This window comes from Pseudarthrobacter sp. NPDC058119 (assembly GCF_042884655.1).
Classification (GTDB): Bacteria; Actinomycetota; Actinomycetes; order Actinomycetales; family Micrococcaceae; genus Arthrobacter.
In genome coordinates this window covers 218360-244323 of the sequence record NZ_JBHVTN010000008.1, presented here as the reverse complement: position 1 = coordinate 244323, position 25964 = coordinate 218360, and the positions used below count along the sequence as shown (strand labels likewise).

The 25964-nt window shown below is 67.1% G+C and carries 19 protein-coding genes; 7 read left to right on the top strand and 12 right to left on the bottom strand.

The window, feature by feature from the left end; all coding sequences use genetic code 11:
- Positions 1 to 13 precede the first annotated feature (13 nt).
- Positions 14 to 1870, bottom strand: coding sequence for a translation elongation factor 4 (gene lepA, locus ACFVTD_RS17570; RefSeq protein WP_387565320.1), 1857 nt, complete (start codon positions 1868 to 1870; stop codon positions 14 to 16).
- A 173-nt stretch (positions 1871 to 2043) separates the two neighbouring features.
- Here lepA and ACFVTD_RS17565 point away from each other — a divergent pair, with 173 nt between their 5' ends.
- Both ACFVTD_RS17565 and rpsT read left to right on the top strand, forming a co-directional pair.
- Positions 2044 to 2586 carry a type II toxin-antitoxin system PemK/MazF family toxin gene (locus tag ACFVTD_RS17565; RefSeq protein WP_387565318.1) on the top strand — a complete coding sequence of 181 codons (543 nt, stop codon included), beginning with the start codon at positions 2044 to 2046 and terminating at the stop codon, positions 2584 to 2586.
- Between the two features lie 170 nt (positions 2587 to 2756).
- Positions 2757 to 3017 carry a 30S ribosomal protein S20 gene (rpsT, locus tag ACFVTD_RS17560; RefSeq protein WP_018761400.1) on the top strand — a complete coding sequence of 87 codons (261 nt, stop codon included), beginning with the start codon at positions 2757 to 2759 and terminating at the stop codon, positions 3015 to 3017.
- Positions 3018 to 3165: 148 nt separating this feature from the next.
- On the opposite strand, the gene holA is transcribed toward rpsT, so the two are convergent.
- The 6 genes from holA to leuS all read right to left on the bottom strand — a co-directional run bounded on the left by holA (position 3166) and on the right by leuS (position 12279).
- Complete coding sequence (gene holA / locus ACFVTD_RS17555) at positions 3166 to 4182, bottom strand: DNA polymerase III subunit delta (protein ID WP_387565316.1); 1017 nt, start codon at positions 4180 to 4182, stop codon at positions 3166 to 3168.
- Positions 4116 to 6011: a ComEC/Rec2 family competence protein gene (locus ACFVTD_RS17550; RefSeq protein ID WP_387565314.1), complete on the bottom strand. Its 1896-nt coding sequence runs from the start codon at positions 6009 to 6011 to the stop codon at positions 4116 to 4118. The genes holA and ACFVTD_RS17550 overlap by 67 nt, the downstream gene beginning before the upstream one ends.
- A 227-nt stretch (positions 6012 to 6238) precedes the next feature.
- Positions 6239 to 7099: a ComEA family DNA-binding protein gene (locus tag ACFVTD_RS17545; RefSeq protein WP_387565312.1), complete on the bottom strand. Its 861-nt coding sequence runs from the start codon at positions 7097 to 7099 to the stop codon at positions 6239 to 6241.
- Positions 7100 to 7466: 367 nt separating this feature from the next.
- Positions 7467 to 8288, bottom strand: coding sequence for a hypothetical protein (locus ACFVTD_RS17540; protein ID WP_387565310.1), 822 nt, complete (start codon positions 8286 to 8288; stop codon positions 7467 to 7469).
- A gap of 382 nt (positions 8289 to 8670) precedes the next feature.
- Positions 8671 to 9666 (bottom strand): DegV family protein, encoded by a 996-nt coding sequence (locus ACFVTD_RS17535; protein ID WP_387565308.1) that lies wholly within the window; start codon positions 9664 to 9666, stop codon positions 8671 to 8673.
- 87 nt (positions 9667 to 9753) lie between these two features.
- Positions 9754 to 12279: a leucine--tRNA ligase gene (gene leuS, locus ACFVTD_RS17530; RefSeq protein WP_387565307.1), complete on the bottom strand. Its 2526-nt coding sequence runs from the start codon at positions 12277 to 12279 to the stop codon at positions 9754 to 9756.
- 287 nt (positions 12280 to 12566) lie between these two features.
- On the opposite strand from leuS, the gene ACFVTD_RS17525 reads away from it, so the two are divergent.
- Positions 12567 to 14078 (top strand): FAD-dependent oxidoreductase, encoded by a 1512-nt coding sequence (locus ACFVTD_RS17525; protein ID WP_387565305.1) that lies wholly within the window; start codon positions 12567 to 12569, stop codon positions 14076 to 14078.
- A gap of 87 nt (positions 14079 to 14165) precedes the next feature.
- On the opposite strand, the gene glpK is transcribed toward ACFVTD_RS17525, so the two are convergent.
- The 3 genes from glpK to ACFVTD_RS17510 all read right to left on the bottom strand — a co-directional run bounded on the left by glpK (position 14166) and on the right by ACFVTD_RS17510 (position 18384).
- Entirely contained in the window at positions 14166 to 15680 is a 1515-nt protein-coding gene (gene glpK, locus ACFVTD_RS17520) for a glycerol kinase GlpK (protein ID WP_387565303.1), read from the bottom strand.
- A gap of 39 nt (positions 15681 to 15719) precedes the next feature.
- Entirely contained in the window at positions 15720 to 16469 is a 750-nt protein-coding gene (locus ACFVTD_RS17515) for an MIP/aquaporin family protein (protein WP_387565301.1), read from the bottom strand.
- A gap of 91 nt (positions 16470 to 16560) precedes the next feature.
- Entirely contained in the window at positions 16561 to 18384 is a 1824-nt protein-coding gene (locus tag ACFVTD_RS17510; RefSeq protein ID WP_387565299.1) for a glycerol-3-phosphate dehydrogenase/oxidase, read from the bottom strand.
- A 125-nt stretch (positions 18385 to 18509) separates the two neighbouring features.
- Between ACFVTD_RS17510 and ACFVTD_RS17505 the strand changes: the two genes are divergently transcribed.
- Genes ACFVTD_RS17505 through ACFVTD_RS17490 form a run of 4 tightly spaced genes read left to right on the top strand, consistent with a single transcriptional unit; the run spans position 18510 to position 22378 of the window.
- Positions 18510 to 19475: a sugar-binding transcriptional regulator gene (locus tag ACFVTD_RS17505; RefSeq protein ID WP_387565297.1), complete on the top strand. Its 966-nt coding sequence runs from the start codon at positions 18510 to 18512 to the stop codon at positions 19473 to 19475.
- Between the two features lie 19 nt (positions 19476 to 19494).
- Entirely contained in the window at positions 19495 to 20364 is an 870-nt protein-coding gene (locus ACFVTD_RS17500) for an aldo/keto reductase (protein WP_387565295.1), read from the top strand.
- 8 nt (positions 20365 to 20372) lie between these two features.
- Positions 20373 to 21302: an alpha/beta fold hydrolase gene (locus ACFVTD_RS17495; RefSeq protein ID WP_387565293.1), complete on the top strand. Its 930-nt coding sequence runs from the start codon at positions 20373 to 20375 to the stop codon at positions 21300 to 21302.
- Positions 21299 to 22378 carry a glycosyltransferase family 4 protein gene (locus tag ACFVTD_RS17490; protein WP_387565291.1) on the top strand — a complete coding sequence of 360 codons (1080 nt, stop codon included), beginning with the start codon at positions 21299 to 21301 and terminating at the stop codon, positions 22376 to 22378. The genes ACFVTD_RS17495 and ACFVTD_RS17490 overlap by 4 nt, the downstream gene beginning before the upstream one ends.
- A 24-nt stretch (positions 22379 to 22402) precedes the next feature.
- Here the strand turns inward: ACFVTD_RS17490 and ACFVTD_RS17485 are convergent, their stop codons facing one another.
- Both ACFVTD_RS17485 and metK read right to left on the bottom strand, forming a co-directional pair.
- The gene (locus ACFVTD_RS17485) at positions 22403 to 24520 is read right to left on the bottom strand and encodes a primosomal protein N' (protein ID WP_387565289.1); all 2118 of its coding nucleotides are present in this window, start codon (positions 24518 to 24520) and stop codon (positions 22403 to 22405) included.
- A 111-nt stretch (positions 24521 to 24631) separates the two neighbouring features.
- Positions 24632 to 25867: a methionine adenosyltransferase gene (metK, locus tag ACFVTD_RS17480; RefSeq protein WP_387565287.1), complete on the bottom strand. Its 1236-nt coding sequence runs from the start codon at positions 25865 to 25867 to the stop codon at positions 24632 to 24634.
- Between the last annotated feature and the right edge of the window lie 97 nt (positions 25868 to 25964).

Sequence of the window (25964 nt, the reverse complement as noted above, 5' to 3'; positions counted from 1 at the left end):
TGCTGCGCGGTGGTCACTTCTTCTTGGCCTTGTCCTTCGATTCGTCGGTGGTGAGGGCGGCGATGAACGCCTCCTGCGGAACCTCCACCGTGCCCACCATCTTCATGCGCTTCTTGCCTTCTTTTTGCTTCTCCAGCAGTTTGCGCTTTCGTGAGATGTCACCGCCGTAGCACTTGGCCAGCACGTCCTTGCGGATGGCCCGGATGCTTTCGCGGGCGATGATCCTGGAGCCGATGGCCGCCTGGATAGGCACCTCGAACTGCTGCCGCGGGATGAGTTCGCGGAGCTTGCCGGTCATCATCACTCCGTAGGCGTAGGCCTTGTCCCGGTGGGTGATGGCGCTGAAGGCGTCCACCTGTTCGCCCTGGAGCATGATGTCCACCTTCACGAGGTCGGCAACCTGCTCGCCGTCGGCCTTCCAGTCCAGGGAGCCGTAGCCGCGGGTCTTGGACTTCAGGATGTCGAAGAAATCGAACACGATTTCCGCCAGCGGCAGGCGGTACCGGATTTCCACCCGGTCCTCGGAGAGGTAGTCCATGCCGCCCATGACGCCGCGGCGGGACTGGCATAGTTCCATGATGGCGCCGACGAATTCGTTGGGGGCCAGGATAGTGGCTGAAACCATCGGTTCGCGGACCTCGGCGATTTTGCCCGTGGGGTACTCGCTGGGGTTGGTCACGCGGACCACCTTCTTGTCCTCCAGCGTCACCTCGTATTCCACGTTCGGTGCCGTGGAGATCAGGTCGAGGTTGTATTCACGCTCCAGGCGTTCGCGGGTGATCTCAAGGTGCAGCAGGCCCAGGAAGCCCACCCGGAAGCCGAATCCCAGTGCGGCCGAAGTCTCCGGTTCGTAGACCAGGGCGGCGTCGTTGAGCATGAGCTTTTCGAGGGCGTCGCGGAGGACCGGGTAGTCGGCGCCGTCCAGGGGGTACAGTCCCGAGAACACCATGGGTTTGGCATCGGCGTAGCCGGGCAGGGACTCTGCCGCCGGCTTGGCCAGGTTGGTGACGGTGTCGCCCACCTTGGACTGGCGGACGTCCTTCACACCGGTAATCAGGTAGCCCACTTCGCCCACGCCGAGGCCCTTGGAGGGTGTGGGCTCCGGAGAGCTGACGCCGATTTCCAGGAGCTCGTGCGAGGCCCTGGTGGACATCATCTGGATGCGTTCACGGGGGTGGAGCATGCCGTCCACCACGCGCACGTAGGTCACAACGCCCCGGTAGGTATCGTAGACGGAGTCGAAAATCATGGCCCGGGCAGGTGCGTCCGGGTCGCCCTTCGGCGCCGGCAGGTCGTGGACGATCTTGTCCAGGAGGGCCTCCACGCCAACGCCGGTTTTGCCGGACACCCGCAGGACATCCTCGGGGTCGCCGCCGATCAGGCTGGCCAGTTCGGCTGCGTACTTTTCAGGCTGCGCGGCCGGGAGGTCGATCTTGTTCAGGACCGGGATGATGGCGAGATTGTTCTCCATGGCCAGGTAAAGGTTCGCGAGCGTCTGGGCCTCAATGCCCTGGGCCGCGTCGACCAACAGAATCGCGCCCTCGCACGCAGCCAGCGACCTGGACACCTCATAGGTGAAGTCCACGTGGCCGGGGGTGTCGATCATGTTCAGCGCATAACTGACGCCGTCCACCTCCCACGGCATGCGAACAGCCTGGGACTTGATGGTGATGCCGCGTTCGCGCTCAATGTCCATCCGGTCCAGGTACTGGGCCTTCATGTCGCGCGCCTGGACCACCCCGGTGGACTGCAGCATGCGGTCAGCGAGGGTGGACTTGCCGTGGTCGATATGCGCGATGATGCAAAAGTTCCGAATAATGGCCGGATCTGTCGCGGCGGGCACCGGTGCGGTGCGGGCCATGGGAGACACGCAGGGTCCTTACTGTTGGCTTTTCTGCAGCCCTCCGCCAGGCACACTGAAAGGCGCCCGCGGTCCAGCCGCACATCTTGAACTTCCAGTGTCCCACGTCCCGGACCCCGCCTCCGCATCCTGGCGGCACGTCCACAACCCGGGTACCGCAGGTCCGCCGGTAGGCTGTTCCGATGGCAATGAATCTGGGCTCCCTGGGAAACGCTGTCCGCCGCGGCCTGCGCATGCTGCAGAACCGGCCCAAGAACCAGTGGGCGTCCCGGAAACATCGCACCGGCGACGGCAGCCCCGCGTCCGGCGGCTTCGCCGGGCCTGCTTCCTATCCCGGTGATTACCGCGGCCGGGTCGCCGCCCGCTATGCACCCCAACCGGACGGAGACCCGGATCCGGGAGAGGTGGTGTGGGCCTGGGTCCCGTACGAGGAGGACCACGGGAAGGGAAAGGACCGGCCGGTGCTGCTGGTGGGCCACAACGGCCCGTTCCTCTTGGGGCTGATGCTGACCAGCAAGGACAGGGTTCCCGCCGGTTCGTCGTCCGCGAACTATGTGGACCTGGGCTCCGGCGGCTGGGACAAGCAGGGCAGGCCCAGCGAAGTACGGCTGGACCGTATCCTGCAGATCCGCGCGGAATCCATCCGGCGCGAGGGCGCGGTGCTGGACCGGGCCCGCTTTGAAAAGGTGGCTTCGGGACTCCGGCGGCGACACGGCTGGGAGTGACGGCCTGGAAATGGCCAGAGCCGCCGCTGACCTGCTAGTCTTTATTGCTGTGTGTCCGTGCAGGTCGACGGTCACTGATGGTTGGCCGCCATAGGTATCCCCACGCCGCTCAGTCAAGGCCAGCCTGAAAGCCCTCTAGACCATTTCCGCATTACAAAGAGAGTTCACACGTGGCGAATATCAAGTCCCAGAAGAAGCGCATCCTGACCAACGAGAAGGCCCGCCTGCGCAACAACGCAGTCAAGTCTGAGCTGAAGACGGCCATCCGCGCCGTCAACACTGCTGTTGAGTCCGCTGACAAGGAAGCTGCTACTACTGCGCTCGTTTCTGCCAGCCGTAAGCTGGACAAGGCTGTCAGCAAGGGTGTTCTGCACAAGAACAACGCAGCGAACCGCAAGTCGGCGATCTCCAAGAAGGTCAACGCACTCTAAGGTTTCCAGTTCCCACGAACTGATGGTGTGGCCGGTACCCTCGGGTACCGGCCACACGCCTTTAAGCTGTCCCGCCGGGCCGCGGCAGCACGCCGTCGGACGCCGCGGGGAAGTCGTGGGGCCCGGCGCCTCTAGCGGCCGGTGGGTGCTATCTTCCCTGGACGGACATGGCAATGACCGTGACGGCGTGCTCGACGGCGTAGACGGGGTCCCGGGACAATCCTTTGACCTGCGCGTCCGCCTCTGCGGTGGCCTGGATGGACCGCACCAGGCCCTCGGGGGTCCAGCGCCGGACGTCCCGCTGCGCCTGTTCCACCAGCCAGGGCTGCATGCCCAATTCCGCCGCAATCTGCGCTGATGAGCCGGAGGCACCGGCAACCCGCGCCACCGTCCGCAGCTTCGATGCGAGTGCGGCCACCAGCGGAACCGGGTCAGCGCCGGTGGCCAGGGCGTGGCGCAGCGTCGAAAGGGCAACGGGTGCATTTCCTGCCATGGCAGCGTCCGCGACCTTGAACGCAGTCGCTTCCACCCGGCCCCCGTAATACTTATCCACGGTGTCGGTGGTGACCGTGCTGGCGGCGTCGGCGATCAACTGTGCGCACGCGGCAGCAAGTTCTGACAAGTCTGCCCCAACAGCATTCACCAGTGCCTGCACGGCGTCCTGGTTGATGCGGCGTCCGGCTGCCTTGAACTCTGCGGCAACGAACTGGACCTTGTCCGTGTCCTTTTTTAGCGGCTGGCACTCAACTACCGGCCAGCCGGCCTTCCTGACGGCGTCAAGGAGCTTTTTCCCGCGGACTCCGCCGGCATGGCGAAGAACCACGACAGCGTCCTCCTCCGGGTGCTGAAGATACTGGAGGGCGTCGGCGAGGAAGGTGTCATTCATGCCCTCGACGGCTTCCACCTCGATCAGCTTGCTTTCACCGAACAGCGATGGGCTCACCTGCATGGTCAGGCTGCCGGCCTCATAACCGGCCGCGTTGATGCGGCTGACTTCCACATCCGGCGCTGCCGCCCTGACTTGGGATCGGATCCTGTCCATGGCCCTGATGCCCAGGTACTCTTCCGGCCCCCTCACCAGGACAATCCGGGCCGGGGTTACGTCCCGCCAGGAAGCTGTGTTCGATGCCGGGGAGCGGGGTGCTCGCTTTTGCGCAGCGGCCATCGAATGTTCCTTCCGGAGGTTTTATTGCAATAACCCAGCCTGCCACGTCTGTGCCCGCGGTCCAAGCTGCCCGGGGTCCGTCGACCGGGCAGCCGACGCTCAACACCGTCCAGCAACACGGCAGTTGCGGCGTGCGCCCTGCGGACCCACCGGGCAACCCTGAGGGGCCGGGCCGCCGCCCAGATCGTGGCCAGCGACAGGAGCGACAGCAGCACCATCGACAGCATGCCGGGCACCCCTTCCGGCCATGGCAGCGCCGAACCCGGCAAATGGGCTGCGAACCTGGCCGTGGCGGCAACTCCGGCACTGAACGTTCCGGCAACGGCAATCAACGCCGTGGCGGCCCAGGGCACCAGCACCACCAGTGGCACTGCGGCTGTTCCCAACAGGGTAACCGGTGCCACCAGGGGCGACGAGACGACGTTTGCCGCCAGCGAATAGGTCGAAAACTGGGGCTGAAGAAGCACGATAACGGGCCCACACAGCAGTTGGGCGGATAACGGAACAGCTACTGACGCGGCTGCCCACCGCGGAACGGCCGCGGGGATCCAGCTGATGATCCGCCGGCCCAGCAGGATGATCCCGAGCGTGGCCAGCACCGAGAGCAGGAACCCGAAACTCGAGCCCAGGCCCGGGTCGGCCAGCAGGAGTCCCAGAACGGCGAGGCAAAGAAGACTGAGACCCCGCCCCGAACGGCCACCGGCCAGGGAAGCCACCCCGATGGCCCCCATCAGCGCTGCCCGCAGGACACTGGCATCGGGCCCAACCAGAACCACGAAAAGGGCCAGGCCCGCAAGGGCAGCGGCCGCAGCCGGTGCGCGGGGCAGCCGGAGCCGCCGGCACAGGAGCAGCAGGGCCCCCAGCACCAGGCTGCAGTTTGCCCCGCTGACGGCGGTCAGGTGGGTCATGCCTACGGCCTTCATGGCGTTGTTCAACCCCTCGTCCAGCTCGCCGGTGTCCCCGGTAACCATGCCCGGAAGGAGCCCGCGGGCGTCGGGCGGCAGGAAGGCTGCGGCGGCAACGTAACGCTCCCGAAGGTCCTTGGCGGACCCTTCCAGCAGTGACCCGCCCACCGCGGGGCCCGGCGGTGTGGACGCTGCCAGGTTTCCCGCTTCCGGCACGCCGGGGTCCGCCGGCCGCAGCTTGCCCGCGGCCCGGAGCGTCTGCCCCGGCACAACGCGGCCCCATCCCTGGCCGCCCATTACCAACAGCCTGGCGCGGGTCCGGACCACGTTCCCTCCCGTAGTCACTTCCTTCGTCCACACCGGCACGGACCAACGTCCGTCCGACCCGCCAGGACCTGCCACAGCCCGGGGAGTTTCGGCTACTTCGACAACGGCGACAGCGGACTTGCCAGCCGTGACGGCCTCGGCAAGTGGTCCGGTGAACCGTTGGCTGGAGGCTGTTGCAGAGTGGGCCGCGGCCGCGGCAGCCAACAGCAGGGCTGCCCCCGCAGCGGCCGGGAAGCTCCGGACCCGCGAGCGGGTCGCGGGAGTTCCGGCACGACCGGCGGCGTTGGCGATCCGTGGCGCCCTGCCGCCCGTGGCCACCCGGGCCAGCACGAGGCCGCCGGCTGCTGCCAGGGTGCAGCACAGCGCGGCGAGCTCGATGGGCGGCAGCCAAAGCCCTGCCAGCGATGCTGCCCATACCAGTGCGGCAGGGAGGGCGAGCCGGAGGTCGAGGCGGTGGAGAGGCTGCCCGGATTCCAGTTCCTTTTCCTTCCGAGCCCCGCCGCGGTCGGCCATCTGCTGCCGGACGCGGGCGCTGCCCTGCGCCAGGAGCCCTTGGGCCACCTTGCGGCGGTGCCCGGGCAGGCACCTTGAGCCCAAGCGTTCCTGGGTTGGTGGCGGCAGCACTCCCCCGGAGCGGGACTTTGGTTGGGCAGCCCGCACGGCATCCGTGGGAGTAGCGGCTTCCGGTCCGTGCCTACCACCCTGGACGGCGGATTCGACGAACCGGCTCCAAGGACTCCCCGCTCCTGCTCCGCCGGTGGACCCGCCCCGCCTCGGCGGTCCGGCTCCTTGCGTTTTGTCTGTCCTTGCAGCCATCGAACCCCCTAGACCGTCACCAGGGGCAACAGGGCTTCAAGCATCTTCGGTCCGACGCCGTCCACCGCGTCCAGTTCTTCGACGCTCTTGAAAGGTCCATGGTCTTTTCGCCAGTCCACGATCCGCTGGGCGAGTACCGGACCGACTTTTGGCAGCGTGTCCAGCTCGGCAGCGTCTGCCGTGTTGAGGTTGACCTTCCCGCCGGGTGCACCGGGTTGCGCGCCGGCGGGAGCGGGGTTGCCTGGACCGGCACCTTCCGCACCTGCGGCGTCCGGTCCGGCAGGCACGGGCTCCCCACGCTGCGGCACGTAGATCTTTTGCCCGTCCTCCACCACCAGGGCAAGGTTGAGCCGGTTCACGTCGGCGTCCGGGGCGGCACCGCCCGCGGCTGCAATGGCGTCATCAACCCGGCCGCCCTGCTGGAGCCGAATGACGCCGGGCGTGGCCACCGCCCCTGCAACATGCACCACCACGAGCCCGCCGGCACGATCCGCAGGTGGCGTCGTGTCAGGATCGGCACCGGATCCCCTGGCAGTGCTGCCACCGGAACTGGCGCCGCTGAGTGGAAGGACATCGGGGGATGCCAAACCTGCCTGCCACCAGAACCAGGCGCCGGCCGCCACCGCCAGGGCACCCAGCAGCAGGGCGACCCGCAGTCCTATCCGCCACCGGAGCGCCAACGCGCGGCCGGCCTGGGTCCCGCTGCCGGCTTCGGTTCCCGCTGCTCCGCCGGTGCCGCGGTATTGGAAACCACCAGCGCCGGCTCCCTCCTCCAGGAGCATGGGGGCTGCCTCTCCCAGTGCCGCCTGCAACCGGTCCCTCGCATGCCTTGCCTGCTGACGTGCTGCTTCAGCGTCCCGGCGTGACATGGTTCCACCTTAGGAACCTCCGGCGGCACGCCGCACCGGCCATGGCCGCTATGTGGAAAGGTGCTCAGTGCACAGGGCCCGTGGCGGCGGCTACTGGTTCCTTGCCTCCGCGATAAATTCCTGCGCCCGACTCCAGTGATGTTCCCCGGTGGCTGGGTCATCAACGCGTACGACCTGCGTGCCATGGCCGTGTCCCCGGCTCTTCCGCCATGCGGCTCAAGGACTTTGCTACTGGTCGCCATGAATCCAACTCTCCTGAACCGAGCGGCACACGTGGGCTGCGGCACGGAACTGGTCTCGCTTGCCACCCTGATCCCCTCCTGCGTGTACTCCCCTGGTTTTGTTGGCGCAGCGGGCACATACCGCTTCAGAAGTCGATGCCCTTGACCAGGGTGACGAACTGATCCTTGACCTGTTCTTCGGTGGGACCTTCCGGTGAAATCAGTATTTGCGCGGTGAAGAAGGCCGTGTTCCGGCCACGGGCCACCATCAAGGACATGTAGGTGACCGGGTCATTGCTTTCCGGCCTGAGGGCCTTCGGGCCACCGGGTTCCGACCGGACAACCAGTATGGCCCTGTCGCCGACGCCTTGGATTTTTTGGCCATCCGGCGGCACAACACCGGAAAGAAGGGAAGCACCGCCATCCTGGAGCTCGATGGAGAACATGAGCGAATCCAGCCCAGGCGTACTCGGCGCTCCGAACATGTAGCGGCAGTTGCCCTCACCGGGAAGTACCTGCGCCTGGGTGGTGGCACCGAACGCGTTCTTGACTGCGTCCGGGCTGACCAGGGCACAGACAGGGTTGTCCGTAGAAGCCTGCGGAGCGACAGGCGGCGCGGCGGGAACACGTAGTTCAGCGCCGTTGCCCCATCCTGCATCGACAAGTGCCTGGGCCAGGGCGTGGGCGCTGGCGTCACCGTCCGGTACCGGAAAATCCGATGATATCGGCGGGAAGTCGATGATGCGCAGGTCGAGGGACTCGTTGCCCCGGACCGCCTTGAGCACGGTGTTTGCCGATGCCCCGCCAGGCTCTCCGCGGAACCAACCCGTCCACTGCATGCAGGCGAAGTCGCCGATGCCCTCAACTGCTGAGCAGTCAGGGGTCTTCTTCGTGTCGTCAATTTGCGCCGTCGACGCCGGCGACGTCAACGAGACGGAGAGCGTCGGGCTCTTCTTCGATTTACTCATAAATCCGCACCCGTAGGCTGAACTCCCTGCCGGTTTCCCTCCCAGCCCCATCTGGACCAAATCGGGATTGACCTTGGCAGCGATGGCAGGAGTGATCAAGTCGCAGGCCGGATTCCCTGATCCTGCTGGTTTGGCCTGGGAAGGCGACGTGGTGCTGCCGCCCTGTAGGCATCCTGCGAGTCCGACGACCAGTGCGGCCAGGACCATTGGCAATGTCCAGGAGCGCGGGCTCCGGGAGCACGCATGATTTCCTCCGCCCCTCCAACTGCTGTCCCGAACCGGAACGTAGCTGATGGGGCGACGCTACGGACTCGAACGAACAGCCACCAGAGGCCAAGGACCCGGCAGTTGGTGGGGTAGCGGCCCGCCGCCTGTCACCCGCCTAGCCCGGCCCCGCATCGCCATGAACCTCAGCCGTCCTGCCAACAATGACGGCCAGCACCCCAAGGCCGGCGTGTGCTGCCAGGACCGCGGGAAGGGAACTGATCTGGGCCGGAGGGCACTGTGGAAGGGCCGCCTCCAGGCGCACCGCCAGGCTCTCCGCTTCCTCCGGATTGCCGAAGTGGTGGACGGCCAGGACCACGGAGTCGCCGGAATGCGCCTCCGCCTCCGCCACGACGATTTCCTCCAGGCGTGCCACGGCCCTGGCCGCTGAACGCACCTTTTCCAGCGGGACTATCCTCCCGCCGTCGACCGCCAGGATCGGCTTGATGGCGAGCATGGTACCCAGGAGCGATGCCGCCGCCCCGATGCGTCCCCCGCGCCGCAACTGCTCAAGGCTGGGCACGTAGAAGAAGACCCGGGTGTGTTCGGCCTGGGCCGCTGCAGCCGCTGCCACAGCAGACCGGTCTCCACCGGCTGATGCGGTTTCAACGGCAGCCTGCACCGCCATTCCCTGCGCCATGCCAACGGTGCGCGTGTCCACCACCTCCACGGGAATCCCCACCCTGCCGGCGGCCAGCCGCGCCGCGTCAGCCGTGCCCGAGAGTTCGCCCGAGATGTGGACCGAGACTACGCCCTCGAAGCCCCTAAGTTCCGCGGCGCGGTAGGCCTGCTCGAACTGTCCCGGCGAAGGCCTTGACGTTTTGACCGGAGTCCCGGCGGCCAGGGCCACGGCAATGGTCTCGAGGATGTCGTCTTCGCCCTCGCCGTAGATTTCGGCGCCCACCATGACGGGCATTGGGGTCACCGTCAGGATCCCGTCCAGCGGGAGTGCGCTGACATAGGCCGCCGGGAGGGCAGCGGCTGAGTCGGTGACGACGGCGGTGCGCACCACAGTGCCTGGGACGGGACGCCTGGACCCCGGCCGGGCGGCTGGACGCAGGCCCGACAGCCGGGCACGGACCCACGGCCAGGCGGCGGCATTACTGTCGGGCAAGGTGCCTCCTGGAATCGGCGTCCGGCTCAACCGGCACCGGCCGCCGGAAAGCTTCCGACGGCCGGCAATTCACTGCGGGTACAGCAGCTAGGCCGGAACGATGTTCACCAGCTTAGGGGCACGGACGATCACAGTCCGGATGCCCCGGCCGTCCATGGCCCGCTGCACGTTCTCCGACGCCAGCGCCAGCTCGCGCAGCTCGTCTTCAGAAACGTCCGGGGACACTTCCAGCCGGTCACGGACCTTGCCCTGCACCTGGACAACGGCGGTCACCGTGTCCTGGACCAGGAGGGCGGGATCATGGGCCGGCCAGCCCGCGTTGGCAACCGATGCCGGGTGCCCCAGCAGGTTCCACATGTCCTCGGCGGTGTACGGCGCGAACAGGCTGAGGATCACGGCCACCGCTTCGGCGGCTTCGCGGACCGCTGGGTCCGCGGCACCGGCACCGGAGTCGATGGCCTTGCGGGTGGCGTTGACCAGCTCCATGAGCTTGGCCACCACCACGTTGAACTTGTTGGCGTCCAGCAGCTCGGCGGCATCGGCGATGGTGCGGTGGGTGACCGACCGCAGCCCGCGGTCTCCGCCGGCTGCGTCCACACCTGGTTCACTGGTGACGTCCTGCGCCAGGCGCCAGGCCCGGGCCAGGAACTTGGCTGAGCCGGACGGCGACACGTCAGCCCAGTCCACGTCGTCCTCGGGCGGGGAGGCGAACACCATGGTCAGGCGCACGGCGTCCACGCCGAACTTGTCCAGCTGTTCGCCGAGGTCAACACCGTTGCCCAGGGATTTGCTCATGGCCTTGCCGCCGTTGAGGACCTGGCCCTGGTTCAGCAGTGCACTGAAGGGTTCGTCGGCATCGATCATGCCGAGGTCGTGGATGACCTTGGTGAAGAAGCGGGCGTAAAGCAGGTGGAGGATGGCGTGCTCCACACCGCCCACGTACTGGCCCACCGGCATCCAGTCGTTGATCTTCTGCGGATCGAAAGGGCCCTCGGTGAAGTGCGGCGAAACGAAGCGCAGGAAGTACCAGGACGAGTCAACGAACGTGTCCATGGTGTCGGTGTCCCGCTTCGCCGGGCCGTTGCAGGTGGGGCACGCCACGTTGACCCACGACTCGGCCGCTGCCAGCGGCGAGGTGCCCTTGGGCGCCAGGTCCTCACCTCGCAGGTCCGCGGGCAGGGTAACCGGCAGCTGCTCATCCGGGACGGGAACTTCGCCGCAGGACGGGCAGTGGATGATGGGGATGGGCGTGCCCCAGAAGCGCTGGCGGCTGAGCAGCCAGTCCCGGAGCCGGAAGTTCACGAACTTCTCGCCGGTCCCCTGCTTCTCCAGCATGGCAATGGCTGCAGGGATGGCCTCACCCTTGGGCAGGCCATCCAGCTCGCCGGAGTTGATCAGGGTCCCCTCCCCCGCCGTGGCGGTGCCGGACACGGCCGGGTCCTCCTCGCCGGTATCCAGGACCGCGCGGACCGGCAAATCGAAGGCCTTGGCGAAGTCGAGGTCGCGCTGGTCGTGGGCCGGGACGGCCATGATGGCGCCCGTTCCGTAGTCGGCCAGGACGTAGTCGGCAGCCCACACGGGCAGCTTCTCACCGTTCAGCGGGTTGATGGCGTAACGGCCGGTGAAGACGCCGGTCTTCTCGCGCTCCGTGGACTGGCGTTCGATCTCCGACAGTGCCTTGACCCGCTCGCGGTATTCGTCCAGGTCCGCAGCGTGTTCGTCCGTGACAAGTTCGACGGCGAGTGGCGCGTCCGCGGCGACCACGAAGAAAGTTGCGCCGTACAGGGTGTCCGGGCGGGTGGTGAAGACCGTGACGTCCTTGGCGGGCTTGCCGCCGTCGGCCTCGATCACGAAGTTCACGTGCGCGCCCTCGGACCGGCCGATCCAGTTCTTCTGCATAGCCAGGACGCGTTCGGGCCAGTGGCCGCGGAGTTCGTCCATGTCATCCAGCAGGCGGTCCGCGTAGTCGGTGATCTTGAAGTACCACTGGTTCAGGGACTTCTTGGTGACGGTGGTGCCGCAGCGCTCGCAGGCGCCGTTGACAACCTGTTCATTGGCCAGGACTGTCTGGTCCTTGGGGCACCAGTTGACCGGGGAGTTCTTGCGGTAGGCCAGGCCGCGCTCGTAGAAGCGCTTGAAAAGCCACTGGGTCCATCGGTAGTACTCGGGATCGGAGGTGTGCAGGCGGCGCGACCAGTCGGCGGAGATGGCATACCGCTTGAAGGACGCTGCCTGGGTATCGATGTTGGCGTACGTCCACTCGCTGGGGTGGGCGTTGCGTTTGATGGCTGCGTTCTCCGCCGGCAGGCCGAAGGAGTCCCAGCCGATGGGGTGCAGGACGTCATAGCCCTTCTGCCGCAGGTAGCGGGCCACCACGTCGCCCATGGCAAACGCCTCGGCGTGGCCCATGTGCAGGTCGCCGGACGGGTACGGGAACATGTCAAGAACGTAGCGGCGCTCCCGCGACCCGTCGTCCACCGGGGTGAAGACCTTGAGGTCTTCCCACACCTGGGGCCATTTGGCCTCCATGGCGGCGAAACTGTAGGTGCCCTCTTCAGGCTCCGCCGATACTGTTGCTGCTGTTCCGGTCTCTGTCTCCGGCTGAACGCCCACTGCTGCCCTCTTCTGTTCTGTTACGGCATCGGTGCTGCCATAACGGCCTGATCCTCCTGCTGCCGGTCCGGCGCCATGCCCCGGACACACAAAAGCCCCTCTCCATGGAGGGGCTGCCGCTCAGCTGTCCGATAATCGGAGCCGGCGGCTAACTAAGCAGAAGGATCGCACGCATGGTTCTACTTTAGCGCACCGGCAGGTTGCCTGCCTCAGCCGGGCCCAACGGCCCGTTGCATTGCCAGGGGCAGGCGCGCATGATCATTCCCAGACGTTGGGAGGGGCACACGATGGCAGAGGCAACCACCGGTGGCGCAGCCGAAGGACAGCCCCTCTCCCTGTGGTTGGCCTCCGCGGGCTCCACCGATTTCCCGCAACTTCGCGGCACCGTGGAAGTGGACGTGGCAGTCATCGGCGGGGGCATAGCCGGGTTGACCGCGGCTCTCGCCTTGAAACGCTCGGGCCGCTCGGTGGCCGTCCTCGAAGCCGGCCGGATCGGCACGGGCGTCACCGGCCACACCACCGGCAAGGTCACATCGCTGCACCGCCTCGCCTACTCGGAACTGCAGCGCAGCCATGGAACGTCAGCGGCCCGCGTCTACGGGGAGGCAAACCAGGCCGCCCTGGAACATATCGGCGGCACAGTGGCGGCAGAGGATCTCTCCTGCGGATTCCGCCGGGTTGCCAACTACACCTTTGCGACAGGTCCCGATGCCCTGCCGGAGGTGCGGGCGGAAGCCGGACTTGCGGCTTCCCTCGGCCTCCCGTCGACCTTCACAACCGACGTGCCCCTGCCGTTTCCGGTGGCCGGCGCAGTCCGGTTCGACGGCCAGGCCCAGGTCCACGCGGTCCAGTATCTCCAGGGGCTGGCAGGAAAAGTCGACGGCGGCGGCAGTTTTGTCTTCGAACGGACACGCGCGGTGGATCTTCGCGAGGGGACGCCCGTCACCGTTGCCGCCGGGACGGGAACGGTGCTGGCCCGGGACGCAATCGTGGCCACGAGCGTTCCCTTCGGAGACCATGGCCGCTTTGAGGCGCTGTGCCGGCCGCACCGCTCGTACATCGTCGCCGCGCCGGTTGAGGCCCCTCCCCTGGATGCGACCTTTATCAGCGCCGATGAACCGATGCATTCGCTGCTGACCGTGCGGCTGGGCGGGACAACGTACCTGCTGGTTGGCGGCGGTGGCCATCCCGCCGGCGAGCAGGTCGACCCGGTTTTGCGTTACGCGCGGCTTGCCGGCTACGCCCGCAGCCATTTCGGGGCCGGCAAAGCGTCATACCGCTGGTCCACCCAGGATGCCCTGCCCCAGGACGGGCTGCCTTATGCCGGGCCGCTGAACCCTGACAGCCGGCACGCGTTCGTGATCACCGGCCTGCGCAAGTGGGGCCTGACCAACGGTACGGCCGCAGCACTGGCGCTGGCGGACCTCCTCAATGGCACTCCCAACGACTGGGCCGCCCTGTTCGACAGCAACCGCGCGCCCCGGCGGCCCACGGCGCAGGCAGCCCCAGGGAGCAGAGACAGCGAATCCCGCACAGTCCCCGCAGTGCAGGCGGGGGACCTCGCGCCGGGCGATGGAACGGTGGTGGACGCAGGCGGAACCAGCACGGCCTGCTACCGGGACGAGGCGGGACACGTCCATGCAGTGTCGGCGGTCTGCACCCACCTGGGCTGTACGGTCGGCTTCAACCGGACGGACCGGACGTGGGACTGCCCCTGCCATGGCTCCCGGTTCGATGTGGACGGCAAGGTCATCCAGGGTCCGGCCACCGAGGATCTGCCGCCGCGGCCCGTTCCCTGACGTCCCCATCCGCCTGCCGGAAGGGATCCCGGACACGGCAAGGGGCCGCCCTGCCGGAAAGGCAGGACGGCCCCTGGGTCGGAGGTCTTACTTGACGTCCTCGTCCACCCACTCCATGGACTTGGTGACAGCCTTCTTCCAGAGCCGCATCTGGCGTTCCTGTTCAGCCTTGTCCATCTGCGGTTCCCAGCGCTTGTCCTCGGACCAGTTGGCCGAGCACTCGCCCAGGTCCTTCCAGAAACCAACGGCCAGGCCTGCCGCGTAGGCAGCCCCCAGCGCCGTGGTCTCAATGACCTTCGGACGGATCACCGGGACACCCAGGATGTCCGCCTGGAACTGCATGAGGGCGTCATTGGCGACCATGCCGCCGTCGACCTTCAGCTCACTCAGCGGCACGCCGGAGTCCGCGTTGACCGCGTCCAGCACCTCGCGGGTCTGGAACGCGGTGGCTTCCAGCGCTGCCCGGGCGATGTGGTTCTTGTTGACGAACCGGGTCAGGCCCACAATCGCGCCGCGGGCATCCGAACGCCAGTACGGGGCGAACAGGCCGGAGAACGCCGGAACGATGTACACGCCGCCGTTGTCCTTGACGGATGCAGCGAGGGTTTCCACCTCCGGTGCGCTGCTGATCATGCCCAGGTTGTCCCGCAGCCACTGGACCAGCGAACCGGTCACCGCGATGGAACCTTCCAGCGCGTAGTGGGGTTTCGCGTCGCCCAGCTTGTAGCCCACGGTGGTCAGGAGCCCGTTCTTCGAGTGGACGATCTCCTCGCCCGTGTTGAAGATCAGGAAGCAGCCCGTGCCGTAGGTGTTCTTCGCCTCGCCCGTCTCGAAGGCCGCCTGGCCGAAGGTTGCTGCCTGCTGGTCGCCCAGGATGCCCGCAACGGGTGTTTCGCGGAGCAGCTGTGAGCTGTGGACGTTGCCGTATACCTCGGAGGAGGACTTGATCTCCGGCATCATGCTGCGCGGCACCCCGAAAATGCTCAGGATCTCGTCGTCCCACTGCAGGGTTTCCAGGTCCATGAACAGGGTGCGGGAGGCGTTGGTGACGTCGGTGACGTGGACACCGCCGTCGACGCCGCCGGTCAGGTTCCACAGGACCCAGGCGTCCGTGTTGCCGAACACCAGGTCACCGGCCTCTGCCTTTTCCCTCGCACCGTCAACGTTGTCCAGGATCCACTTGATCTTGGTGCCGGAGAAGTAGGTGGCCAGCGGCAGGCCGACCTTCTGTTTGAAGCGGTCCGCTCCGCCGTCCTTGGCCAGCTGGTCCACGATGTCCTGCGTGCGCGTGTCCTGCCACACGATCGCGTTGTAAACCGGCTTGCCCGTGGTCTTGTCCCACACCACCGCGGTTTCGCGCTGGTTGGTGATGCCGACGGCGGCGATATCGTGCCGCGTCAGGTTCGCCTTCGAGAGGGCTGAACCAATTACCTCGCGGGTGTTGTTCCAAATCTCCGCGGCGTCGTGCTCCACCCAGCCTGCCTGCGGAAAGATCTGCTCGTGTTCCATCTGGCCGGAGGAGACAATGGCGCCGCTGTGGTCAAAGATGATGGCGCGGGTGCTGGTGGTGCCCTGGTCGATGGCGATTACGTACTGGTTCATAATGACGTCCTTGTCTTGTTCGAACTGTTAGCCGGGGGCTTAGGCGGCGGCGGTGATGATGATCGGGACGATCCTTGCAACGATGCCGGCGAGGGCGCCGCCGACGAGCGGCCCAACCACCGGGATCCAGGCATAGCTCCAGTCACTGGAGCCCTTGCCCTTGATCGGAAGAACTGCGTGGGCAATGCGGGGCCCGAGGTCACGCGCCGGGTTGATGGCGTATCCGGTGGGGCCGCCGAGCGAAACACCGATGCCGACCACCAGCAGCGCCACAGCGAGCGGGCCAAGGCCCGAGGGGGTGCCGCCGAGGGTCAGGATCACGAAGACCAGGACGAACGTGCCGATGATCTCGGTGATCAGGTTCCAGGTTGTGGAACGGATGGCCGGGCCGGTGGAGAACGTGCCGAGCTTGCCTGCGGGCTCGGGCTCGTCATCAAAATGCTGCTTGTAGGCCAGCCAGCAAACCACGGCACCGAGGAAGGCGCCCACCATCTCGCCGCCGAGGTAGGTCAGCGTGGTCCCGAAATCAACAGCGACTCCCGGGGCGTACTCGGCCTTGCCGTTGAGCAGCAGGCCCAGGGTCACGGCAGGATTCAGGTGGGCACCGGACTTGGCGGCGACGAAGACGCCACAGAAGACGGCGATACCCCACCCCCATGTGACCATCAGGAACCCGCCGTTGTTGCCTTTTGTCCCCCGCAAAGCCACGTTGGCAACGACGCCGCAACCCAACAGGGTCAGCATGCCCGTGCCAAAGACTTCGGAGAGGAAGACTATTCCTAGAGACATCTTTGACTCCTTCTTTGTTTAGTTGTCGGTCCTCCGCTGGTGAAGGACCGTTGGGCCGGGACGCTGGCGCGCCCCGGCCGGCCGCCCGGCCTCAGGAGACCAGGCTGTGCGTTTCCACGCGGTGGAATCGCTGCAGCACGTCCTGCGCGTGCCTGATCTCCGCGGCGCTGGCTGCAGCGTCCCACTTGAGCGGCCCTGAGAGCACCTCGGCCACTTCGTTGAGGAGTTCCCCGGTCACCAGCCCCCGGAAGGCCAGGGAGGTACGGCGGATCAGGACATCCACCAGGTGCCCCACCTGCTCGTTGGCCGCCATGAACTCCAGTTCCCGGACGCTGAGCTCGCGGGTGGACCGCAGCGGCTGGTCCGGGGCAGCGTCGAGGTACTCCATCACGGCGTCCGCCCGGGTCCCGTACCGCGTCAGCAGGCCTGCCGTGCGGTCCGCATCGCGGCCGGAACCCATGTGTGCCTTGATCCATTTCTGCACGCCTGCCTCGTCGGCCGGGAAGCCTGCGCCGCCACCGATGGGGAGCTGCGCCGTCGACACCTTGCGCTGAACCCCGAGCTCGGTGAGCACGTCATTGGTCATGTGCTCGGCGAGGGCCCGGAACGTGGTCCACTTGCCGCCGACCAGGCTCAGCACGACGGCGCCGGTTCCATTCGTGCCCGAAGCGCGCCGTTCAATGCGGTAGTCGCGGGACACGAAGCCGGGCTGGGTCGCGTCATGGCTCGGCAGGGGGCGCACCCCCGAGAACGTGTAGACGATGTCGTCGGGGGTCACGTCGACGGACGGGAACACGTGGCCGATCAGGTCGAAGAAGTACTGGATTTCCTCGTCGGTGCAGACGGCGTCTTCCGACATGTCCGCGTCGACGTCCGTGGTGCCAACCAGCACGCGGTCACCCATGGGGTAGATCAGGACAATCCGGCCGTCGGTGTGTTCGAAGAAGATTTCCCGGCCGCGGCAGGCGGCCAGCAGGCCCGGGTGGTCCAGCACGATGTGCGAACCCTTGGTGCCGCCCATGAAAGCAGAGGCTGCACCCATCGCCTCGTTGGTCATGTCCACCCACGCGCCGGTGGTGTTCACGATGATGTCCGCGGTGAAGTCAAACTCTTCCCCGCTGAGTTCGTCCCGCAGGCGGACGGTGCTTCCCCGTCCGGTCCCCGGGTTGGGCTCCGGGGACATGGATTTCAACGAGAGGTAGTTGCTGGCCCGGGCGGTGTCACCCTGCGCACCGGCGCCCTGGGGGTTGCCGGCCCGGCCGGCCTTTTCGCCGTCCTGCAGGACGTCGAGGGTGAGCCGCTCCGGGTTGTGCACCGAGGCGTCGAAGTACGTGGCGGTGTATTTGACGTCGGACCGCAGCGCGGGCAGTTCCTGGAGGGCTGCCTTGTGGGTCCGGAACTGGTGCCGGGGCACCGTGCCGCCGTCGCGGGAAAACGAATCGTAAAGGCTGAGGCCCACCTTGATGAGGAACGCGCCGCGTTCCTTGGGCTTGCCCTGCTGCTTGTGGGTCAGGAAGCGCAGGGGTGCCGAGAGGATTCCAGAGAAGGTGCTGAAGATGGGGATGGTGGTCTGCAGCGGCTTGACATAGTGCGGGGCGATCTTCAGCAGGCGGTTCCGCTCCACTACTGATTCGCGGACTAGGCGGAACTCACCGTTTTCCAGGTACCGGATGCCGCCGTGGATCATGTGCGACGATGCACCGCTTGCGCCCTGGCAGTAGTCACCGCGTTCGACGAGTGCCACATCGACGCCCTGCAGCGCCAGGTCACGGAACGTGCCCACTCCGTTGATGCCGCCGCCAACCACCAGCACCTTCGCGTGCGGACGGCGCCGCAGGCTGTGCACCGAGGCCCGTTCGCCTCCCGGCCGGGGGGTATTAGCAGCTGGTTGGACAGATGGATCCTTGGGTCCCAAAACGACTCCCTTGGGGCTTTGTGTGTTGCGGTTGCCACTGTGCGGCACCGCCGTTCTGCTCTATTGTTTGGAGAAATGGAAAATGGAGTCAAGCACTATGCACAAACGTGCAGAACGGAAGTGAGATGGCACTTTCCCGCGACCAGGATGCCCTCCGAGCTGCACAAATGTACTACCTGCAGGACCTCACCATGGACGCGATCGCACGCGAACTGCGAACGTCCCGGTCCACCGTTTCACGGTTATTGTCGTCGGCGCGCGAGTCCGGCCTGGTGCAGATCCAGATCCGCAATCCCCTCGATACCGGCCCCGAACTGGAGGGCATGATCCGGCGCCGGTACAACCTGGACGTCCATGTGGTTCCCATCCTCGGGACGCTCAACGAAGCCGAGACTTTGGACCGGGTGGCCATGCAGGCCGCCCGCACCATCGGACCCCTGGTGGACTCGAACGCGATCATCGGCGTGGCCTGGGGATCCACGCTCAGCGCGGTGAGCAGGCACCTCACCAGGAAGATCACCCACGACAGCGTGATCGTCCAGCTCAACGGCGCCGGAAACATGCACACCACCGGCATCACCTACGCAAGTGACATCATGAGGCGTTTCGGCAGCGCCTACGGAGCGCGGGTGGAGCAGTTCCCCGTGCCGGCCTTCTTCGACCACGCCGCCACGAAGACAGCGATGTGGAACGAGCGCAGCGTGCAGCGTGTCCTGGAACTGCAGGCGAAGATGAGCATCGCCATCTTCGGCGTCGGTTCCGTCCACGCCGACTACCCAAGCCACGTCTACGCCGGCGGCTACCTCGACGAGGATGACCTCAACGCCCTGGCCAACTCCGACGTCGTCGGAGACGTTGCCACCGTCTTCTTCCGGGACGACGGGTCCTCGGACGGCATCGTCCTCAACGAACGCTCCACCGGTCCCTCACTGGCCCAGCTCCGGCAGGTACGCCGCAGGATCTGCGTGGTGTCCGGGGTCTCCAAGATCAACGGCCTGCGCGGAGCACTGGCGGCCAGGCTGGCCACCGACCTGATCCTGGACGAAGCCACCGCACGCCGCCTGGTCGATTACGAGGGCCTCACCAGCTGAAGTAGGTAGAGTCGTTGCCATGAGAACCTCACCCCGGCTCAGCCTGAACAACGGCGTGCTGATAGACCAGCTCGGCTTTGGGCTGTACAAGGTGCCGGCAGCCGACGCCGAAGGCCTGGTCGCCACTGCACTCGCCGCCGGTTACCGCCACTTCGATACCGCCGCCATGTACGGGAACGAGACCGGTGTGGCGCGCGGCATCAGCTCCCAGCTGGACGCGGGGTCAGGCAGTGGCGGCTCGGGCGAACTGTTCCCGCCCCTGGCCCGCGAGGACGTCTTCGTCACCACGAAGGTTTGGAACGACCACCACGGCTACGACGCCACGCTGCGCGCCTTTGACGATTCCATGGTCAACCTGGGCCTGGACTATGTGGACATGTACCTCATCCATTGGCCATGCCCCCGCCGCGGGCTCTTCACCGAGACCTACCGCGCCCTGGAAACGCTGTACCGGGAGGGCAGGGTGCGTGCCATAGGCGTCAGTAACTTCCAACCGGCCCACCTGGACCGTCTGCTGGCCGGCGCCGAGGTGGTCCCCGCAGTCAACCAGATCGAACTCCATCCCTGGCTGCAACAGGAGGAACTGCGGAGCAAGCACGCAGCCCTGGGCATCCGCACCGAAGCCTGGAGCCCGCTGGGCCGCGGGCAGGTACTGGCAGACCCTGTCATCCAGGCCTGCGCTGCCGAGCACGGCCGGACACCCGCGCAGGTGATCCTCCGCTGGCATATGCAACTGGGCAACATCGCCATACCCAAGGCAAGTTCGGAGGTGCGCATCCGGGAGAACCTCGATGTGTTCAACTTCGAACTCTCGGCACGCGACCTGGCGGCGATCAACGCGCTGGACCGCGGGCAGCGGACCGGGTCCCACCCGGACAACGTCAACTAGGGCAGGACATGGATACCGTGAACCCGGCGCCCTCCCCTGCGCCCGCGTACGTCAGCGCCGGCCTCTCCGGCCGCACCCGCCCCGCCACCGTCACCCTCGACGGTGGCACCGTGGCTTTCTGGACCTATGAACCGCTGGAAGCCACCCCGGATACCCGCACCATCCTGGTGGTCCACGGATTCCGCGGCGACCACCACGGGCTCCTGCGCGTGGCCGACCAGCTCCCGGACATGCGGATCATCATGCCGGACCTTCCAGGCTTCGGCAGTTCGGATGCCTTTACCCACGGCCCGCATTCAGTGGAACGCTACGGACAGTTCATCACCGACTTCATGGCGGCACTGGGCCTGGGGCGGGACACCGTACTGCTGGGGCACTCATTCGGGTCCATCGTGGCGGCCCATTTCGTGGCCAACAACCCGGAGGCGGTACGTCCCCTCATCCTCATCAACCCCATTGCCGCACCCGCGCTGGAGGGGCCAAAAGGCGTCATGACCCGGCTGGCCGTGCTGTACTACAAGCTGGCTGCGCGGCTTCCCAGCAGGCCCGGACTGGCACTGCTGCGCAATCCCCTGATTGTCAGGGTGATGAGCGAGACCATGGCCAAGACCCGCGATCCCGGGCTGAGGGCCTACATCCACGGCCAGCACCACGCCTACTTCAGTTCCTTCGCCAACAGGGACAGCCTCCTGGAGTCCTTTACCGCCTCCGTCAGCCACCACGTGGCCGAGGTAGCCGGCCAGCTGCACATGCCCGTGCTGCTGGTCGCCGGCGAGAAGGATGAAATCGCCACCCTCCCCAGCCAGCACCGCCTCGCGGACCTGCTCCCGGACGGTGAACTGAAGGTGATTCCCGGCGTCGGGCACCTGATCCACTACGAAACACCTGAACCGGCCGCCCGTTACATCCGCAGCTTCCTTAAGGACCATCCCGCGTGAAAATCGTCATCGATGCACGTTTCACCCGTACCGACCACCACGATGGCATCAGCCGCTATGGCGCAAGCCTGATCGCCGCCACGGCCAAGATCGCGGACGTCTCCATGCTCGTCTCCGACGAGCGGCAGCTGGCGCTCCTGCCTGACGTGCCCTACACCCTCATCAGCAGCCCCCTCTCGCCCCTGGAACTGTTCGTCGCCCGGAAGGTCAACGCCCTTGGAGCGGACGTGGTGGTCTGCCCCATGCAAACCATGGGCACCTGGGGCCGGAAGTACGGCCTGATCCTGACCCTGCACGACCTGATCTACTACGAGCACCCCGCTCCCCCGGGTTTCCTGCCGGCCCCCGTCCGCCTCCTGTGGCGGCTGTACCACAAGGCGTTCTGGCCGCAGCGCCTGCTCCTGGACCGGGCAGATATTGTTGCCACCATCAGCCGTACCACCGAGGCGCTCATGGCCAAGTACCGGCTGACGCGCCGGCCCGTGCGCATCATCGCCAACGCCCCGCAGCCGGCCCAGGAACCGCGGGATCCCGCCGCCGGGGCGGATAAGACGATCATCTACATGGGCTCCTTCATGCCGTACAAGAACGTGGAGACCATGGTGGCCGGCATGGCCGGGCTGCCCGGCTATACCCTCCACCTGCTCAGCCGGATCACGCCGCAGCGGCGGGCAGAGCTGGAGCGCATCGTCCCCCAGGGCGCCGCCGTCGTGTTCCATAACGGCGTGACGGATGCCGAGTATGACGGACTCCTGCGCCGGGCCACGGCCCTGGTAAGCCTGTCCCGCGCCGAAGGGTACGGGCTGCCCCTGGTGGAGGCCATGGCGGTGGGCACCCCGGTGATCGCCAGTGACATTCCGATCTTCCGGGAGGTGGGGTCGGACGCCGCCATCTATGTGGATCCGGAGTCACCCGGACAGTTCGCTGACGCGGTGGGCCAGCTGCAGGACGACGAGCACTGGCAGGACCTGTCCTGCCGCTCCATGGCCCGCGCGGCCGAGTTCAGTTGGGACGAATCGGCGCGCCAGCTGGTGGACGCAGCCCACGAGGTTGTGGCGAAGAGGCGACGGGCCTGACGTACGGCCCGGTGCACGGCAAAGCTAGAGCACGTCGACGCCGTCCAGCCGCAGCTGCACAGGGTCCATGGTCCGTTTGGCGGCCACGGCGGCGCGGGTGACCCGCAGGACGCGGACGACGGCGGCAGCTTGGCTGTACGGGAAGAACAGCAGGGTCCGGACGTCCTCGGCCGAGCGCCTGCCCGTGGGCGGTGCGGTGAGCAGCAGCGGCGCCGGGCCCGCCGTTCGCACGGCGATGCCGCCGACGGCCAGGTCCGCTTCCACGGCCCCCGTGTAGTGTTCGACGGCGGCGCGTGGCCCCGTCACGGAGGCGATGCGCACCGCCGGCGGAAGCTGGAGTTCCGTCCGCAGCAAGAGCTCGCGCCGGGCATAGCCGGCCGGGTCCCACCGCAGCAGCGCCCCGGTGGCGGCGGTGTCCGTGGCAGTGACCACCACCAGGCCTTCCGCTGCCGAGGGGCGGACCAGGGCAGCTGCGTTGAACCAGCGGCGCAGGGTGTCTTCGCCTGCGCGGAGGGTTTCCCGGCGCAGCAGCGAATCGCCGTCCAGAAGCAGGGCGGCGGCATAGCCGCCCTCTGCGACGGGCTCGGCTCCTACGGTTGCCACCACCAGCGCCTTGCCGGCGCCCACCGTGGCCTTCACTTGGTCGCCCGAGGACGTGACGACGGTGGTGCCGGGAAAGGCGCGGCCCAGCTCTTCAGCGGTGCGCAGGATTCCCGTGGCCCCTTTCCGGAGCCGCCGCCCGCCGCAGTGGGAGCATTTCCAGTCCGGAGCCGGGGTGGAACACCAGCGGCACTGGGGCAAGGCGGCTGTTCCGGCCAGGGCCAGGGGTCCTTGGCAGTGGCTACACCGCGCGGGTTCCCGGCAGGTTTCGCACACGAGCGAGGGCGCGTAGCCGGCCCTGGCAACCTGGACCAGGACGGGGCCACGATCCAGCCCCTGCTTGGCTGCCTGCCAGGCGGCGTGGGGCAGCCGGGCGATGGTGGCCAAGGGATCGCGTTCCTGCTCAAAACTGTCGGCGGTGTTGACCACGCGCGGAACGGTCCTGCGGACCATGGAACGCTCGGCTTCAACCGGGACGGCCCAGCCGGCCTCCACCAGCCGCTGGACTTCGGTGCTGCGGGCGTGCCCCGCCAGGAGGCAGGCTGTGCCTTCCTGTTCTGCCCTGAGGAGGAGGACTTCCCGGGCATGGGCGTAGGGTGCGCGCTGCTCGATGTGGAGGTCGTCGCCGTCGTCCCAGCAGGCAACGAGGCCCAGGTCCTGCACCGGGGCGAAGGCGGCGGACCGGGTGCCGATCGCGATCCTGGCCCGGCCGGCAAGGAGGCGCAGGAAGTTCCGGTACCGCGGCGTGGGGCCGTCGTCCGCCGTGAGCCTGGCCACGGCCTCCCCCGGCAGCAGCTCCATCAGCGCCTGCTCCAGCCGGTCCAGGTCCCGGTAGTCGGGCACCACCAGCAGCGCGCCCCTGCCTGAGGCGTAAGCGGCGGCGGCCGCCTGGGCGAGCAGTGCCGGCCACCCGGCGGGCCCATAGCCCCGGAGGGGATTGATGACCGCGCGGGGGGATCCGCCGGCGGCCAGGTGCCTAAGGAAGGCAGCTCCGGTGCGGTAGTAGGTCCACGCTGAAACGGCCCGGTCAGAGGGAGCACCGCGGGTGTCTTCGGGTTCCTTAGGTTCCACACCGGATGGGCCACCCGGTCCTGCAGGGTCCAGTGATGCCGGGTAGTCCTTTTCGAGCCGGGCGACGCGGGGCGGTACGGCCAGGCGGAGGACGTCGCTGACCGTGCCGGCGTACCGTGCCGCGACGGCCCCGGCAAGGTCGCGGGCGGCGGGCGTGAGGACCGGAACCGGGGACACTATTTTCGACAACGGCACCAGGGTGTGTCCGGCGTCGGACTCCGGCAGGCGCTCCAGGAGGAAGCCGCTGAGATCCTGGCCGTTGAACTTGACCTTGACCCTGACACCCGGCTGGGCGTCCTGGTCCAGCGCAACCGGGACCGCATAGTCAAAGGGGCGGTCCAGGTGCGGCAGCGACGATTCCACGAGGATCCGCGCCACGGGAAGCTGCTTGGCCAGGTCTACGCCGACAGGCAGTGCACGGGCCGGGAACCCCTGCAGCAGGGAGGGCTGGACGGAACTGTCAGCGACCACTGTGGCTCCCTCCGTTCAGCTGCCGGGTTGGACATGAACAGCCAAGCATAGGCCACTGACAGTGTGCTTCCTGCCCAGGCCCGACGCTTCCGGGTCCGGGCAGGAATTCACCTACGCGTTGAAGAAGGCCTTCAAGTCATCTACCCGGTCCAGGCGTTCCCACGTGAAGTCGGGTTCGTCGCGGCCGAAGTGCCCATGGGCAGCAGTCTTGGCGTAGATGGGGCGCTTCAGGTCAAGGGCATCGATGATGGCCCGGGGACGGAGGTCGAAGATTTCCGCAATGGCGTCGCTGATCCGGGCCGGATCCACGGTTTCGGTGCCGAACGTCTCGACGTAGGTTCCCACGGGGCGGGCCTGGCCGATGGCATAGGCGATCTGGATCTCTGCACGCTTGGCCAGCCCGGCGGCCACCACGTTCTTGGCGACCCAGCGCATGGCGTAGGCGGCAGAGCGGTCCACCTTGGACGGATCCTTGCCGGAGAAGGCACCGCCACCATGGCGTGCCATGCCACCGTAGGTATCGACGATGATCTTGCGGCCGGTGAGGCCGGCGTCGCCCACGGGGCCGCCGATGACGAATTCGCCGGCCGGGTTGAGGATGTTCGCGGCACGGGAGATGTCCAGGTTGGCCGCGGCCAGGACGGGTTCAATCACGACGGCGGCGAGGTCGGCGCGCAACTGCTCCAGGCTTGCGCCCTCGGCGTGCTGGCTCGAAATCACCACGGTCTCTATCGATACGGGAACGTCCTTGTCGTAGCCCACCGTGACCTGGGTCTTGCCGTCCGGGCGAAGGTAGGCCAGCTGGCCTGTCTTCCGGACGTCGGTGAGGCGTTCGGAGAGCCGGTGGGCCAGCCAGATGGGCGTGGGCATGTAGGAAGGTGTCTCGTCGCTGGCGTAGCCGAACATGAGGCCCTGGTCACCGGCGCCCTGGAGGTCGTAGTCGTCCTCCTGGCGGCCCTCGCGGGCTTCCAGCGAGTTGAACACGCCACCGGCGATGTCGTTGGACTGCTGGCCAATGGAAACAGACACGCCGCAGCGGGCACCGTCGAAACCGTTCGCTGAAGAGTCGTAGCCGATGCCAAGAATGGTTTCGCGGACGATCTGCGGGATCTCGACGTATGCGTCCGTGGTGACTTCGCCCGCCACGTGCACCAACCCGGTGGTCGCCATGGTCTCCACAGCCACGCGGGACTCCGGGTCCGCGGACAGCAGCGCATCAAGGATGGCGTCGCTGATCTGGTCGCAGATCTTGTCTGGATGGCCTTCGGTGACCGACTCGGACGTGAAGAGCCGGAGCGCGGAGGGCGTGGCCCCATGGGTCTGGGGAAGGTGCAGCGGTAAAGTCACTCAACTACCTTACTGGTTGGAAGGCGCCGGCCCCGCGGGAGATGTCCTCCCGAGAAGCAAACGTGGTGCGGAACACTCAGGTCCGGGGCGAAACGCA